Source organism: Microbacterium hydrothermale (assembly GCF_004854025.1).
GTDB classification, from domain to species: Bacteria; Actinomycetota; Actinomycetes; order Actinomycetales; family Microbacteriaceae; genus Microbacterium; species Microbacterium hydrothermale.
This window is the reverse complement of sequence record NZ_STGM01000012.1, coordinates 23,982-37,815: the sequence shown is the minus strand read 5'-3', so window position 1 is coordinate 37,815 and position 13,834 is coordinate 23,982. Positions and strand designations below refer to the sequence as shown.

The 13,834-nt window shown below is 71.2% G+C and carries 14 protein-coding genes; 3 read left to right on the top strand and 11 right to left on the bottom strand.

Annotated elements, in window-relative coordinates:
* Positions 1–30: 30 nt before the first annotated feature.
* Positions 31–654 carry a TetR/AcrR family transcriptional regulator gene (locus FB047_RS16395; RefSeq protein WP_167494275.1) on the top strand — a complete coding sequence of 208 codons (624 nt, stop codon included), beginning with the start codon at positions 31–33 and terminating at the stop codon, positions 652–654.
* Positions 655–701: 47 nt separating this feature from the next.
* Here the strand turns inward: FB047_RS16395 and FB047_RS16390 are convergent, their stop codons facing one another.
* The 7 genes from FB047_RS16390 to pcaH all read right to left on the bottom strand — a co-directional run bounded on the left by FB047_RS16390 (position 702) and on the right by pcaH (position 7,536).
* A complete protein-coding gene (locus tag FB047_RS16390; RefSeq protein WP_136588276.1) occupies positions 702–2,177 on the bottom strand; it encodes a C-glycoside deglycosidase beta subunit domain-containing protein in 1,476 nt (491 codons plus the stop codon).
* Positions 2,178–2,187: 10 nt separating this feature from the next.
* The gene (locus FB047_RS16385; RefSeq protein WP_136588275.1) at positions 2,188–3,498 is read right to left on the bottom strand and encodes a C-glycoside deglycosidase beta subunit domain-containing protein; all 1,311 of its coding nucleotides are present in this window, start codon (positions 3,496–3,498) and stop codon (positions 2,188–2,190) included.
* A 146-nt stretch (positions 3,499–3,644) separates the two neighbouring features.
* Positions 3,645–4,025: a 4-carboxymuconolactone decarboxylase gene (pcaC, locus tag FB047_RS16380; RefSeq protein WP_136588274.1), complete on the bottom strand. Its 381-nt coding sequence runs from the start codon at positions 4,023–4,025 to the stop codon at positions 3,645–3,647.
* Complete coding sequence (locus FB047_RS16375) at positions 4,025–4,804, bottom strand: alpha/beta fold hydrolase (protein WP_136588273.1); 780 nt, start codon at positions 4,802–4,804, stop codon at positions 4,025–4,027. The genes pcaC and FB047_RS16375 overlap by 1 nt, the downstream gene beginning before the upstream one ends.
* Positions 4,801–6,180 carry a lyase family protein gene (locus FB047_RS16370; protein WP_240752878.1) on the bottom strand — a complete coding sequence of 460 codons (1,380 nt, stop codon included), beginning with the start codon at positions 6,178–6,180 and terminating at the stop codon, positions 4,801–4,803. Before FB047_RS16370 ends, FB047_RS16375 begins: the two co-directional genes overlap by 4 nt.
* Entirely contained in the window at positions 6,170–6,727 is a 558-nt protein-coding gene (gene pcaG, locus FB047_RS16365) for a protocatechuate 3,4-dioxygenase subunit alpha (protein WP_136588272.1), read from the bottom strand. Before pcaG ends, FB047_RS16370 begins: the two co-directional genes overlap by 11 nt.
* Positions 6,724–7,536 (bottom strand): protocatechuate 3,4-dioxygenase subunit beta, encoded by an 813-nt coding sequence (gene pcaH, locus FB047_RS16360; RefSeq protein ID WP_136588271.1) that lies wholly within the window; start codon positions 7,534–7,536, stop codon positions 6,724–6,726. Before pcaH ends, pcaG begins: the two co-directional genes overlap by 4 nt.
* 74 nt (positions 7,537–7,610) lie before the next feature.
* On the opposite strand from pcaH, the gene FB047_RS16355 reads away from it, so the two are divergent.
* Both FB047_RS16355 and FB047_RS16350 read left to right on the top strand, forming a co-directional pair.
* On the top strand, positions 7,611–8,378 hold the full coding sequence (locus tag FB047_RS16355; RefSeq protein ID WP_240752877.1) for an IclR family transcriptional regulator: 768 nt from the start codon (positions 7,611–7,613) through the stop codon (positions 8,376–8,378).
* Positions 8,379–8,514: 136 nt separating this feature from the next.
* Complete coding sequence (locus FB047_RS16350; RefSeq protein ID WP_136588270.1) at positions 8,515–9,696, top strand: 4-hydroxybenzoate 3-monooxygenase; 1,182 nt, start codon at positions 8,515–8,517, stop codon at positions 9,694–9,696.
* A gap of 158 nt (positions 9,697–9,854) precedes the next feature.
* Here FB047_RS16350 and FB047_RS16345 read toward each other — a convergent pair whose 3' ends face one another.
* The 4 genes from FB047_RS16345 to FB047_RS16330 form a co-directional block, all read right to left on the bottom strand.
* Positions 9,855–11,321, bottom strand: a complete 1,467-nt coding sequence (locus FB047_RS16345) for an amino acid permease (RefSeq protein ID WP_240752880.1) — start codon at positions 11,319–11,321, stop codon at positions 9,855–9,857.
* 127 nt (positions 11,322–11,448) lie between these two features.
* Positions 11,449–12,447 (bottom strand): magnesium/cobalt transporter CorA, encoded by a 999-nt coding sequence (gene corA, locus FB047_RS16340; protein ID WP_136588268.1) that lies wholly within the window; start codon positions 12,445–12,447, stop codon positions 11,449–11,451.
* Between the two features lie 68 nt (positions 12,448–12,515).
* Positions 12,516–12,845 carry a DUF3140 domain-containing protein gene (locus FB047_RS16335; protein WP_136588267.1) on the bottom strand — a complete coding sequence of 110 codons (330 nt, stop codon included), beginning with the start codon at positions 12,843–12,845 and terminating at the stop codon, positions 12,516–12,518.
* 74 nt (positions 12,846–12,919) lie between these two features.
* A complete protein-coding gene (locus tag FB047_RS16330) occupies positions 12,920–13,831 on the bottom strand; it encodes an EamA family transporter (protein ID WP_136588266.1) in 912 nt (303 codons plus the stop codon).
* Positions 13,832–13,834 lie beyond the last annotated feature (3 nt).

Below are 13,834 nucleotides of genomic sequence, written 5' to 3'. Positions count from 1 at the left end.
GCGATGGTCACGAGAGAGGGAGCGGGCGGGGTGTCCGAGCCCAAGCAGCAGCGCAGTCGCGACTCGTTCGCGAAGGTGCGCGCCGCCGTCCTCGCGCTGTTGCACGAACGCGGCACCGGCCAGTTCTCACTCGCCGAGGTCAGTGCGCGCGCCGAGGTGTCGATCGGCTCGATCTACGGCCGGGTCTCGGGCAAGGCCGAACTGCTGCGCGTGATCCAGGCGCAGGAGTTCGACCGCCTCGACGTCGAGACCGCCGAACGCGTCGCGGCCGCCGGCATCGGCGCGACGGACTTCGAGACGGCGACGGCCGAGATCGTCGCGGTCTACGCCGGTATCCTGCGCGAGAACCGCGACCTGCTCTCCCCCTTCTTCGTGATGGGAGTGGACGATGCCGAGATCCTCGCGCGCGGCCGACGCTCCGGCGACGCCGGGCAGGCCGTGTTCGTCCGCGCCCTCCTGACCGCGGCCTCCGCGCACGGCGTCACGCTGTCGGACGACGACGCCGTCTGGGCGTTCGAGGTCTTCTACAGCCTGTGCGTGCGGTATCTCGGCCTCGGTGTGACGGCGACCGCGACGCCGCACGACGCCTACCGCTGGTCGGAGCTGCTCGAGCGGCTGACGCGCACGGTGTTCCTGACCCTGGCGGCCGCCTGACGCTCGACCGGCCCACGGGCCGGGGGCGAATCCCCTCGAACGGAGGGTCAGCCCACGGGCACCGCCCGCATCGCCGACCGGATGAGGTCGTGCTGACGACGCACGAGCAGCAGCGGGTCGACCTCGCCGAGCTCGGCGAACGCGTGGCCCTCCCACTCGCTCGACCAGAAGCCGCGGTACCCGCCCTCGACGAACACGCGCACGAGCTCGGGGTAGTCGATCGCGGGCTCCTGACCGGCGTCGTCGATGTCGTAGAACTTCGCGTGCACGTGCAGGATCTGCGGCATGATGTCGGCCCACTCCCGGGGGTCGACGTGCCCGTGCATGTTGAAGGCCAGGTGCGCGAAGGCGCCCAGCCGACCCGGGTCGAAGTCCCGCCCGCGGAGGTACGCGATGAACTCCTGCTGGCGCGCCTGCATCGTGGCATCCGTCGCCCAGATGCTCTGCAGCGTCTCGACCGCCTCGTCGTCGAGGCCCGCACGGCGCACAGCCCGCAGCAGGGTCGGCGACATCGCGTGCATGGTGGAGGAGAAGTCGGCGACGAACCCGAGCAGCGGGGAGTCGAGCTCGGCGTACGTCTCGCGCACGCGCAGGATCGGTTCGGCGTTCGGGCCCATGGGCGCGTGGATCTCGTACGCGAGCTTCAGCTCGAGGTCTTCGGCGATCGGCAGCAGGCGGCGCAGCAGCTCGGGCTTGGCGCTCTGGATGCGCACGAGCGGGAAGCCGAGCTTCTTCGCCCCCTCGAACATGAGCTTCGAGAACGCGAACTCCTCGTCGGGCGTCATGTCGCGATCGCGGCGGCGTCCCATGTCGAGGTTGGCCCCGAACGAGCTCTCCACGAACCCGTGCCGGTCGAATGCCGCACGCCACGTGCGCACGAAGTCGTCGCCGACGACGGGATAGGTCGGAACCATCTGGGATGCCACGATCTCGATGCCCGGACCGATCCCGAGCTCCGCGACGCGGTCGAGCAAGCCGTCGAAGTCGAAGTACCCCGCGCGGAACTCCGCGCTGGCCGAGTACAGCGTCAGGCCGAGCTGGAAGGGGTCGTCCTCGGCCGCCGGCGGCGGGGGCGTGACGTCCGACACCAGGGCCGGGATGCCGGCATCCGCGTCGACGACCGTGAGCGTGCGGACGTCGTGCACGACGTTGGGCACGTACATGCCCGGCCCGCCGTCCTGCCCGGGCGCGATCTGCATGTAGGGCAGACGCAGTTCGCCGTGCAGCACGACGTCGTGGGTCTCGCCCAGCGCGACGGGGACGTCGCGGCGGGCGATGAGCAGCGGATGCTCCTGCAGGAACCACAGGCGCTCGCTCTGCGCGGGCAGCTCGTCGAGACCGTACGAGGTGTCGTCGAAGGCGACGCGGAGGTCGGCGGCATCCACCTGCTCCCCGTCGACGGTGAGGGCGAGGGTCGTGACCGACGACAGCCAGAGGCTGCGGTACCAGGGTATCGTGAGGCGAAGCGCGAGCCCGTCGGGGTGTGCGCGCAGGCTGTCGTCGTGGATGAGTCCGTTGGGCATGGTGGTCTCCTCAGAGCCCGTCGGCGATCCGGCGGATCAGCGTGTGCTGGCGGCGCACCTGCTCGATCGAGCGCCACGGTTCGCGCTCGCCCTCGTACTCGCTCGAGAGGTATCCGGTGTAGCCGGCGTCCTTGAGCGCCCGGAGCACCGGCTCCCACGGGATCTGCTTGTCGTCGAGGTTCTCGTCGATGTCGTGGAACTTCGCCTGGATGAAGACCACGTTCTCGATCACGTCGAACACGTCGTTCGGGTCGACGTGGATGCCGTCGAGGAACGCCGGACGCTGACCCGGCAGCTCGCCCGGCTTCAGCGGGATGGGGCGGTCCTGGAAGATGCCGGTGTCGAGCAGCAGCCCGAAGTGCTTCGTGCCGGTGCGGCGGATCAGCGCGATGTAGTCGTCGACGACCTCGTGCTTGATCGGGGTCGGCGAGTGGATCTCGGGGCAGATGATGACGTCGAGCTCCTCGGCGAGCGGCAGGGACGCCTCGACGACCTCGGTCCAGATGGGGTGCGGGATCAGATCGCTCGAGACGACGCCGATCTTGGGCCGCACGAAGCGGAAGCCGAGACGCTTCGCGAGACGCAGGTCGCGCTGCAGAGCCGCCGCCCCCTCGTCGACGGTCATGTCGCGGCCGTTCGGGCCGCTCGAGTGCAGGCGCGTGTCGATCCACGAGCCGTAGTTCGTCGGCTCGAGGCCGTACCTCGACAGCAGCGCGAACCACTGCTCGACCCACTCGTCGGAGGGGTTCGGGTAGTTCGGGATGTGCGCCTCGCCGAGGATCTCGATCCCCGTCGCGCCGAGGTCGGCGATCGAGGCCATCGCGGTCTCGAGGTCCAGGACGGTGCCGAAGTCGGTCATGTAGCTGTAGAGCGAGACGCCGTAGCGGAAGGGGGCACCGGATGCCTCGGGGGCGAGCGTGACGTGCTTGGTGACCCGGTATGTGCTCGGCTGGTGCTCCTGGGGGATGTACGACATCCGCAGCCGCAGCTCGATCGACAGCTCGTGCACGCCGTCGGGGAGACCCCCGGGCAGCGGGACCGTGACGATCGCGGCGTCCTCGAGGGGCCAGCGCACGCCGTCGCCGTCCCACAGCTCGGCGAGCGTGTACTGCGTGCCCTGGAGCGTCCACAGCGGCACGTCGGGCGCGACGTCGACGAGCCCGGGGATGCTGACCCCGATCCCGTCGATGAGCGAGGCCGCCATGCCGCGGTACGACGGCATCCGGACGCGGAATTGGAAGCCGGTGATCTCGCCGCCGTCGCCGCCCTCGCGGACGTTGCGGAAGCCGACGGACTGGATGAGGTCTCTTTCGAGAAGCATCGTCGCTCACTCTCTCTGGGGTTCGCTTCGACGCTACCCCCTTATGCCTTATTTCGACATAAGGGGTTCTGATGCGCGGTATCCACGCGCGTGAGTCGCCAATATCTGTCGCTTTCACAGAGCCCGAAGCGACGATTTCTGGCGACTCACGCTCCTTCGGCGAACACCTCCGAAGCGATGCGGAACGCCGTGTTCGCGGCCGGCACGCCGGAGTAGATCGCGGACTGCAGGATCACCTCGCGGATCTCGTCGATCGTCAGGCCGTTGCGGATCGCCGCGCGCAGGTGCATCGCCAACTCCTCGTGATGGCCGTGCGCGATGAGCGACGACAGCACGGCGATCGAGCGCGAACGACGGTCCAGCCCCGGGCGGGACCACACGTCCCCCCAGGCCACGCGCGTGATGAAGTCCTGCCAGTCGGCGGTGAGGTCGGTCGCCGCCGCCGTCGCCCGGTCGACGTGGGCGTCGGACAGGACGGCGCGGCGCACGGCCATCCCCTGGTCGTGGCGTTCCTGGTCGGTGGCCATCAGGCGTCCCCTCTCGAGACGGATGCGAAGAACGAGCGCAGCTGCGAGGCGACGGCCTCGGGCTGCTCGGCGGGGGGCAGGTGACCGGCGTCGTCGATGCGCACGACGCGCCCGTCCGCGACCCCCTCGGCGATCTCGACGGCCTTGGCCTCGGGCGCCACCTGGTCGAACTCCCCCCACGCGGCGAGCACGGGCACCGAGACCTCCCCGAGCCGGGAGCGCACGTCGTACGCGGCGAGCGCCTCGCAGCAGCGCGCGTAGCTGTCGTCGTCGGCGTCCTGCAGCACGTGCAGCAGCCGCCCGCTGATCTCGGGGCGGCGCGCCATCGACTCGGGCGCGAACCACCGCTGGGCCGAGCCGACGATGAGGCTCGACGTGCTCTGCGCGCGCGCCTGAGCGGCGCGCTCGGCCCACGACGCGGGATCGCCCAGGACGGCTCCGGATGCCACGATCGCGGCGCCCCGCACCCGGGAACCGTGCCGCAGGGCGAGCTCGAGTCCCGTCGCCCCGCCGAGCGACACCCCCGCGTACAGGAACGTCTCGTCGGGCACGGCCGCGGCCACGGCATCCGCCAGATCGGCGACCGTGAACGCCTCGCGCGCGATGGGACCTGCGCCGTGACCGGGTAGATCCCACTCGGCGATCCGGTAGTCGTCGGCGAGGAGCGGCACGACGTCGTCCCACAGGATCGTCGAGGTTCCGAGCGACGGCCCGAGCACGAGGAGAGGGGCGCCCTCCGGTCCGACGGGAGCCGTGAGGGCGATGAGAGCGTTCGTCATGCGGTGCCTCCGAGGTGCTCGCGGGCGGTGCCGCCTCCCGGGTGGTGCTCGCCGCGCGCGAGTCGGGGGGCGAGGCCGAGGTAGGCGGCGGGGTCGACGAGCGCGGCGATGTCGACACCGGTGCCCTGCAGTTCGGGGATCGCCCGCAGCCGCGGCGCGAGGTCGTCGTCGCCCGCCAGCAGGGCCGCGAAGCGTTCCGCGCCGATGAGCGGAACGAGCACGCCGCGCAGCCTCTCGCTCACGATGCGCCCGCCCGTCCGCCCGGCGTTGCTCGCCGCGGCTTCGACGTCGACCCGCAGGTGTGCGAGCAGTGACGAGCCGTGCGCCGACGCCCCGACCGCGAGGCGCAGCAGCTCGCGCAGGGTCGGCCACTCGGCGTGCCACGCGCCGTCGGGGCGCTCGTCGACGGCGAGGGCGGATGCCACGTGCAACGTCGCGGCGAGGTGGGGTGCGCGCAGCGCGGCGGAACGGATGAGCACCGCCTCGGCCGGGTTCTGCTTCTGCGGCATCGCCGACGACCCGCCGCCGACGCCCTCCGAGACCTCGCCGATCTCGGTGCGGCTGAGGGTCGCGATGTCGGCGGCGACCTTGCCGAGGGCGTCGATCGCCTGCACGAGGGCGTCGCCGATCTCGGTGACGGGCCAGCGGGAGGTGTGCCACGGGGCCTCGGGGGCGTCGAGCTCCAGAGCGCGGGCGAGGGCCGCGGGCAGGGCGTTCGCGGCATCCTGGGATCCGGTGATCTCGACGAACGAGGCGAGCGTTCCGCCCGCCCCGGCGAGCTGGGCGGGGAAGGTCAGCTCCCCCAGGCGCTGCGCGGCGCGCTCCAGCCCGCGCGCCCAGGTCGCGGCACGGGCGCCGACCGTGGTGGGCACGGCGTGCTGGGTCAGGGTGCGCGCGGCGGCGACGTCGTCGGCGTGCCGCACGGCGAGCTGCCGGGCCCAGACGGCGGCGTTCGCGGTCGAGCGGCGCGTCTGCTCGACGGCCCGGCGCGCGACGAACATGAGGGCGGTGTCGAGGATGTCCTGGCTCGTCGCGCCCCGGTGGATCCACGCGCGGTGCTCCTCGGGAACCTGCGCCTTCAGCATCCCCACGAGCGGGATCACGGGATTACCCCCCGCCACGCCCTCCCGCACGAGTCGGTCGACGTCGATGCCCCGCTCGGGGGAGCCGTACTTCTCGTCGATCCCGAAGACGTGGTCGATCTCGACCCGCGCCTCGCGCGGGGCCGCCCCCACCTCGACGTACGCCGCGACCAGTGCGCACTCGGCGCGGATCATCGTCGACAGCACGGCCCCGTCCGACAGCAGCGCGTCGTGCCCGACGCTCACCGGCGCGAGCAGACCGACGTCGATCGAAGGGAGGGCGTCAGAAGGCAAGGAAGACCGTCTCGTTCTCGCCCTGCAACCGGATGTCGTGCGACAGGTACCCGTCGGGCGTCCGGGTCGCGACGAGGCTAGCGCGCTCGGCCTCGTCGAGCGACGACAGCAGGGGATCCGCGGCGAGCGCGTCGGCGTCCCCCGGCACGTAGATGCGCGTGTGCAGCTTGTCGGGGAGACCGCGCGCGAACACGATCGCGGCGAAGAAGCCGGGGCGACCGTGGATGCCGCCGGGCTCGCGCGTCCAGAACTCGTAATGCCCCTCGTCGTCGGTGAAGGCGCGGCCGAAGCCGGTGAAGGTGTGCCCGTCGCGGCGGAACGCCCCGCGCGCGCGGGGCACCGAGCGGTCGGCATCCGCCCCGAAGATCTCCACCAGCGCGTCGGGGATGGGCGCGCCGGCGCCGTCGAAGACGGTGCCCGAGAGCACGATCGCCCCGGGCGAGTGAGGGAAGGCCACCTCGTGCTGGCGCGGGTACTCCAGGCCGTACGCGAAGAACGGCCCGACCGTCTGCCCGGGGGTGGCGCGGTGGGTCTTGGCGGGGGTCATGCCTCGTCCTCCGGCTCGAAGTAGGTGGCATCCGGACCGTCGACCACGATGTCGAAGCGGTACCCCGTCGCCCACTCGGGCGAGGTGAGGTCGTGGTCGTAGACGCCGACGAGGGCGTCGCGGTCCCTCTGCCGGGGGATGCTGTTGTAGATCGGGTCGAGTGCGAAGAGCGGGTCGCCCGGGAAGTACATCTGCGTCACGAGTCGCTGCGTGAACGAGGAGCCGAAGACCGAGAAGTGTATGTGGGCCGGGCGCCAGGCGTTGCGATGGTTCTTCCACGGGTACGGCCCCGGTTTGATCGTGGTGAAGCGGTACTCGCCGTTCTCGTCCGTGATCGCCCGGCCGGCGCCGGTGAAGTTCGGGTCGAGCGGGGCGGGGTGCTGGTCGCGCTGGTGGATGTAGCGACCGGCCGCGTTCGCCTGCCAGATCTCGATGAGCTGGTTCGCCACGGGGCGCCCCCACGAGTCCAGCAGACGCCCCTGCACGCTCATGCGCTCGCCCAGCGGCTCCCCGGCGTGCTGCAGCGTCAGGTCGGACTCGATCGCGGCGACGTCGCGCTGACCGAACGCGGGCGAGAACAGCTCGATCGTCTCGGGGTCGACGAGCTTCGGGTTCTTGGTGGGGTGGCGCAGCACGCTCGAGCGGTAGGCGGGGAAGTCGTGCGCCGTGGCCGGCACCCGCTCTCCCGCGGCCTCGGCGCGGTCGAGTTCGGCGTGGCGGGCGCGGATCTCGCGGACGATCTCGTCCTGCGTGGCCTGGTCGGGGGCCGCCAGCAAGGTCTCGGGTGCGGCCGCGGGGGCGTTCGTCATGGGGTCTCCTTCGACCTTCCCATCGTCGGGCACCGGCCCGGCGCGCGCCAGAACGTTCCCGGTGAATGGGAATCGTGGCATCCTGGAGTGTGGCCAACTCCCCCTCGGGCGACTCGGTGACCGACCGCCTGGTGCGCATCCTCGAGACCTTCACGCCCACGCGCACCGCGCAGACCACCGCGGACATCGGCCGACGCGCGGGCCTGCCGAGCTCGTCGGCGCACCGCATCGTGAACGAGCTCGTCGAGGCCGGACTGCTCGAGCGCGACGAGGAGCGCCGCGTGCGCGTGGGGATGCGGCTGTGGGAGCTCGCGACGCGGTCGTCGCACGCCCTGCGCTTGCGCCAGGCCGCCCTGCCCGCGATGGAGCGCGTGCAACAGCGCGTGCGCGAGCACACGCAGCTGGCGATCCTCGAACACGACGAGGCGCTCTTCCTCGAGCGCCTCAGCGCCCCCGACTCGGGCGCGAACGTCACGCGCGTCGCCGGGCGCCTCCCGCTGCACGCGTCGTCGTCGGGGCTGGTGCTGCTGGCCTTCGCCCCGCACGACCTGCAGGAGCGCGTGCTCGCCGGCCCCCTGCGCGCCGTGACCCCCTCGACCATCGTCGACCCCGCCGCGCTGCGCCGCACGCTCGCCGAGATCCGCACCCTCGGCCGGGTCATCGCGCCCGGATACGTCGACGAGGTGTCGACGGGCGTCGCCGTGCCCGTGCGCGACGAGACCGGAGCCGTGATCGCGGCCCTGTCGGCCGTGCTGCCGCGCGACGCCGAGACGCAGTTCGCGCTCGTCGAGCTGCACCGCGCGGCGCGCGACACCGAGCGCGCCCTCGGCTTCCGCGGCTGACCCGCGGCGCCCCGCTCGACCCGTCAGGTCTCGACGGAAGGATGCCGCGCCGCATCCCGATCAATGAGAGCAGCGCCGTGGGAATCGCACCGCGACGGGCACCATCGACTCAGCCACCGTCGAAGGAGACAGCGCCATGACCACCACCGTCCGCACCCGCGTCGCCATCGTCGGCGCCGGCCCCGCGGGGCTCCTGCTCTCGCACCTGCTCGACCGGGCCGGCATCGACTCGGTCGTCATCGACCAGCGCTCGCGCGACGAGATCGAGAGCACCATCCGCGCCGGCATCCTCGAACAGGGCACCGTCGAACTGCTCGACGACCTCGGCCCGCACTCCCGCGCGCGCACGGTCGGCCACCGCCACGACGGCATCGAGCTGCGCTTCGAGGGCGAGGGGCACCGCATCGACTTCGCCGAGACCGTCGGTCGCGCGGTGTGGCTCTACCCGCAGCACGAGGTGCTGAAAGACCTCGTCGCCGCGCGCCTCGCCGCGGGCCAGGATCTGCGCTTCGGCGTGACCGCCGAGGCGATCGCGGATGCCGAGACCGACCGTCCCCGCGTTCTCGCGCGCGATGCCGAGGGGCGTCCCCTGCAGATCGAGGCCGACTTCGTCGTGGGCTCCGACGGCTCGCGCAGCGTGGCCCGGGCCGCGGTGACCGGATCGAGCCAGGGCGGATACTTCCGCGAATACCCCTTCGCGTGGTTCGGCATCCTGTGCGAAGCACCGCCGAGCGCCGACGAGCTCATCTACAGCAACTCCCCCGACGGCTTCGCGCTGGTGAGCCAGCGCTCCGACACCGTGCAGCGCATGTACTTCCAGTGCGACCCCGACACCGACACCGCGGCCTTCACCGAGGAGCAGCTGTGGGACGAACTGCAGAAGCGCGTGCCCGGCACGACGCTGAAGCAGGGGCCGATCTTCCAGCGCGACGTGCTGCGCTTCCGCAGCTTCGTCGCGCACGAGCTGCGGCGCGGACGCGTCGCCCTCGCCGGCGACGCGGCGCACACCGTGCCCCCGACCGGCGCGAAGGGCATGAATCTCGCGATCGCCGATGTGCGCCTGCTCGCCGAGGCGCTGCGCCGTTCGCTGCTCGAGGGAGACGAGCGCGCCCTCGACGCCTACCCCGAGGCGGCGTCGCGCCGCATCTGGAAGGCCCAGCACTTCTCGTGGTGGATGACGAGCCTGCTGCACGTGACCCCGGATGCCACCGACTTCGACCGTCGCCGGCAGGTCGGCGAGCTGCGCTCCGTCGTGGAGTCCGCCCACGGCCGCGCCGCCCTCGCCGAGGCGTACACGGGCTGGCCCTTCCCCTCCTGACCGCGCGGCGCGCTCGATTCCCCCGCGAGGGTCCAGAACACCCGGGCGGCCTCGAGCTCGGTCCGGGTGTTCTGGACGCTCGATCGCCGCCGCCGCCGCACGCACGACAGCGGCGCCCGAGCCGAAGCCCGAGCGCCGCCGAGAGAGTGAGCCCGGGCTCAGTCCTTCTTGTCGCGCGGCTGCGGGAACGGGCTCGGCACCACCGGCACCGTGCCGGTGTAGCCCTCGCGTTCGGCGGCGAGCTCGGCGATGCGCTTGCGGCACGCGAACCAGCCCGCCGTGATCAGCAGGCTCGCCACGACGGCGACCACGAGCGTCGCCGGGGAGTCGATGAAGACGAGCACGAGCACCACCGCGAGGAACACCAGGGTCAGGTATCCCGTGTACGGCGCCCAGAACAGGCGGAACGACGGGCGCACCAGCTCGCCCCGGTCCGCGAGCTGCTTCAGTCGCATCTGGCAGATGATGATCGTCGCCCAGGTGACCAGGATGCCGACCGCGGCGACGTTCAGCACGGTCTCGAACGCGTCGCTCGGATTGACGTAGTTGATCACCACGCCGAACAGGGCGACGAACGCCGTGATCGCGATGCCGCCGTACGGCACGCCCGCCTTGTTCATGCGGGCGGCGAACTTCGGCGCCGACCCCGCGACCGCCATCGAGCGCAGGATGCGGCCGGTGGAGTACAGGCCGGCGTTCAGCGACGACAGCGCCGCCGTCAGCACGACGAGGTTCATGATCACGTCGACCCCGGGCACGCCGATCGACGCGAAGAAGGTGACGAACGGGCTCTCGTCCTTCGAGTACGCGGTGAAGGGAAGAAGCAGCGAGAGCAGCAGCACCGACCCGACGTAGAAGACCGCGACGCGGATGATCACCGAGTTGATCGCACGGGGCATGACCTTCTCGGGGTTCTTCGTCTCGCCGGCGGCCGTGCCGATGAGCTCGATCGAGGCGTACGCGAACACGACGCCCTGCATGAGGATGATCGCGGGCAGGATGCCGTTGGGGAAGAACCCGCCGTTGTCGGCGATGAGCGAGAACCCGGTCGGGGCGCCCGTGGGCGTGCCGAAGACGACGAAGTAGATGCCGACCAGCAGGAAAGCCACGAGCGCCGCCACCTTGATGAGCGCGAACCAGAACTCCAGCTCCCCGAACACCTTCACCGACACCAGGTTCACGGCGAGCACCGTGACGAGGGCGGCGAGCGCCCACACCCACTGCGGCACCGCGGCGATCCACGGCACGTACTTGCCGAAGAAGTTCATGTACAGCGCGGCCGCGGTGATGTCGACCATCGTCGTGGTGGCCCAGTTGATCCAGTAGAACCACCCGGAGACGAACGCGGCCTTCTCGCCGAAGAACTCGCGGGCGTACGACACGAACGATCCCGAGGTCGGGCGGTGCAGCACCAGCTCGCCGAGCGCGCGGAGGATGAAGAACGCGAACAGGCCGCACACCGCGTACGACAGCACGATCGCGGGTCCGGCCTGGGCGAGTCGCCCTCCGGCGCCGAGGAAGAGGCCGGTGCCGATCGCCCCGCCGATGGCGATCATCTGCACCTGACGCGAGGTCAGCCGCTTGTGGTAGCCGCTGTCCTCGAGCTGCACGGTCGAGGTGTGGATCGGCGTGGCCGCGTCGCCGGAGCCCGAGGTGGTGTCTTTCACGTACCCATCGTGCGTTTCGCGCAGCAGCTGTCCAGGAAGCGCGCCGCGAAGCCCGGCATTTCCCCCCGCGTCGCGGACCCGGGGATCAGAGCCAGTGCTTGCGCTTGAACGTCAGCCAGAGCCCGAACGACGTCGCCGCCATGAGGGCCAGCGCCATCGGGTACCCCAGGGTCCAGTCGAGCTCGGGCATGTTCTTGAAGTTCATGCCGTAGATCGCGCCCACGAGAGAGGGGCCGAAGAGGATCGCCGCCCAGCCCGAGATCTTCTTGACCTGGTCGTTCTGTTCGAGCGAGGTCTCGGTCTGCCGCTGGGTCACCAGCGTCGCGTTGACGGTGAGGGCGTTGTCGAGGATGGCGCGCAGGGCGGTGAGCTTCTCGCACTGGCGCAGCACGTGGTCGAGCACGTCGCGCAGCGACCGCTGCAGCTCGAGGTCGACGCCGTACTTGTCGGCGCCCCGCAGGAGCGCCTCGAGCATGTCGCGCAGCGGCTCGGCCGCGCGCTGGAAGTGGATGACCTCGCGGGCGAGCTCGTAGATGCGCTGCGTGAGCTCGGCGCCCTCGGGGCTGAAGAGCTGGTCCTCGATCTCGTCGACGTCGTTCTGCAGTCCGCGCGCGACGGGGTCGTACTGGTCGACGACCTCGTCGAGGATGGCGTAGAGCACCGCCTCGGGACCGCGAGCGAGCAGGTCGGGGTTCTTCTCGAGTCGCCGCCGCACCCGCGACAGGTCGGGCACCTCGGCGTGACGGACCGTGACGACGTAGTCCGCGCCGATGAAGACGTGCAGCTCGCCGAACTCGATGGTCTCGGTCTCGTCGATGTAGCGGGCGGGACGGAGCACCGTGAACAGGTTGCCGCCGTACCGCTCGAGCTTCGCCCGCTGGTGGCCGGTGAGCGCGTCTTCGACGGCGAGCGGATGCAGCGAGAACTCCGCGGCGACCCGCTCGAGTTCGTCGGGCGAGGGCCGCAGCAGGCCGATCCACGCCATCCCGCCGTGGGCCTCCATGTACTCGAAGGTCTGGTCGAGGCTCGAGGGGTTCTCGATCCGGCGACCGTCGACGTAGACCGCGCTGTCGATGATGGGCATGTCTACCGTTGTACCGTGCCGGGTGATGGCCGGAGGGCGATCCTCACGACATCCTCACGCGGGACCGGTCACTTCTTCGGGTCGTGGCCCCAGTTCATCAGCGAGTAGCGCCAGTCGGTGTCGGTGATGTCACCCTCCGGCTTCTGCGCGCTGTGCCGCTTGACGTAGCCGACGACCTTGCGCATGTGGGCGAGGTCGTCGTCGGTGAGGTCGGCCTTCTTCTTCTCGAGGATGCGCACGATGTGGCGCCCGCTCTCGTGACCGGTCGACTCCCCGCCGTCCTTCTTCTGCCCCACCGCTTTGGAGTCGTCGGTGTCGAGCCACTTCTTCAGCTCGCTCGCGGTCATGTTGACCGCCGCGTCGAAGTCTTTCCGGGTCTGGTCGTCGTCGTCGCTCATGCCGTCATCCTCGCCAGCACCCGCGCGTGCGATGGCCCCCTTGCGTCCCGGTCGGGACCGTGGCATCCCTCGTCTCAGCCGACGGGCTCGCTGAGCGGTTCGTCGGCGTCGGGTCCCGGATGCCGCGCCCCGGCCGCACCGCGCCGGGCGGAGGCGAGCACGGCGCCGATGCTGGCCGCGATGACGAGGGCGATGCCGACGACCTCGAGCCACGACAGGTGCTGACCGAGCAGCAGGAAACCGGCGATCGACGCCGTCGCGGGACCGAGGCTCATCATGATCGCGAACGCCGAGGCCGGCAGCCGCCGCAGGGCCACGAGCTCCAGGGCGTACGGGATGGTCGACGACAGCAGCGCCACGGCCGCGCCGAGTGCGAGGATGTCGACGCGCAGAAGGGCGGGGCCGGCCTGCCACAGGCCGAAGGGGAGGGCCAGGCAGGCGCCGAACGCCATCGCCAGCGCGAGGCCGTCGAGCCGCGGGAACTGCCGCCCCACCTTCGCCGACGACAGGATGTAGAACGCCCAGCTGACGGCCGCGCCCAGGGCGAAGACCACGCCGAGGGCGTCGAGGCGGTCCCACCCGCCGGCGCCGAGCGCCACGACGCCGACCAGGGCGAGACCGGCCCAGAGCCAGCGCGCCGCCCCCGACGCGGTGAGGATCGACAGGGTCAGCGGCCCGAGCACCTCGATGGTCACCGTGACCCCCAGGGGCAGGCGCTCCAGAGCGAGGTAGAAGAGCCCGTTCATGGATGCCAGCACCAGACCGAACACGAGGACCGAACGCCACGCGACCCCGGTGTGACCGCGCAGGCGGGGTCGGGCGATGAGCAGGAGCAGGAGCGCCGAGAAGAGCAGGCGCAGCATCACGATGCCCAGCGGCCCGGTCGCGGGGAACAGCATCACCGCGAACGAGGCGCCCACTTCCTGACAGGCGAGGCCGACGAGCACGAGAGCGGCGGCCGAGCCCTGTCCGCCGCGGGCGGTCACGAC

Excerpts from the sequence above, each read along its gene's own strand:
- FB047_RS16390 (WP_136588276.1), bottom strand. The coding sequence starts at position 2,177 with ATGCCCAACGGACTCATCCACGACGACAGCCTGCGCGCACACCCCGAC.
- FB047_RS16385 (WP_136588275.1), bottom strand. The coding sequence starts at position 3,498 with ATGCTTCTCGAAAGAGACCTCATCCAGTCCGTCGGCTTCCGCAACGTC.
- pcaC (WP_136588274.1), bottom strand. The coding sequence starts at position 4,025 with ATGGCCACCGACCAGGAACGCCACGACCAGGGGATGGCCGTGCGCCGC.
- FB047_RS16375 (WP_136588273.1), bottom strand. The coding sequence starts at position 4,804 with ATGACGAACGCTCTCATCGCCCTCACGGCTCCCGTCGGACCGGAGGGC.
- pcaG (WP_136588272.1), bottom strand. The coding sequence starts at position 6,727 with ATGACCCCCGCCAAGACCCACCGCGCCACCCCCGGGCAGACGGTCGGG.
- pcaH (WP_136588271.1), bottom strand. The coding sequence starts at position 7,536 with ATGACGAACGCCCCCGCGGCCGCACCCGAGACCTTGCTGGCGGCCCCC.
- FB047_RS16350 (WP_136588270.1), top strand. The coding sequence starts at position 8,515 with ATGACCACCACCGTCCGCACCCGCGTCGCCATCGTCGGCGCCGGCCCC.
- corA (WP_136588268.1), bottom strand. The coding sequence starts at position 12,447 with ATGCCCATCATCGACAGCGCGGTCTACGTCGACGGTCGCCGGATCGAG.
- FB047_RS16335 (WP_136588267.1), bottom strand. The coding sequence starts at position 12,845 with ATGAGCGACGACGACGACCAGACCCGGAAAGACTTCGACGCGGCGGTC.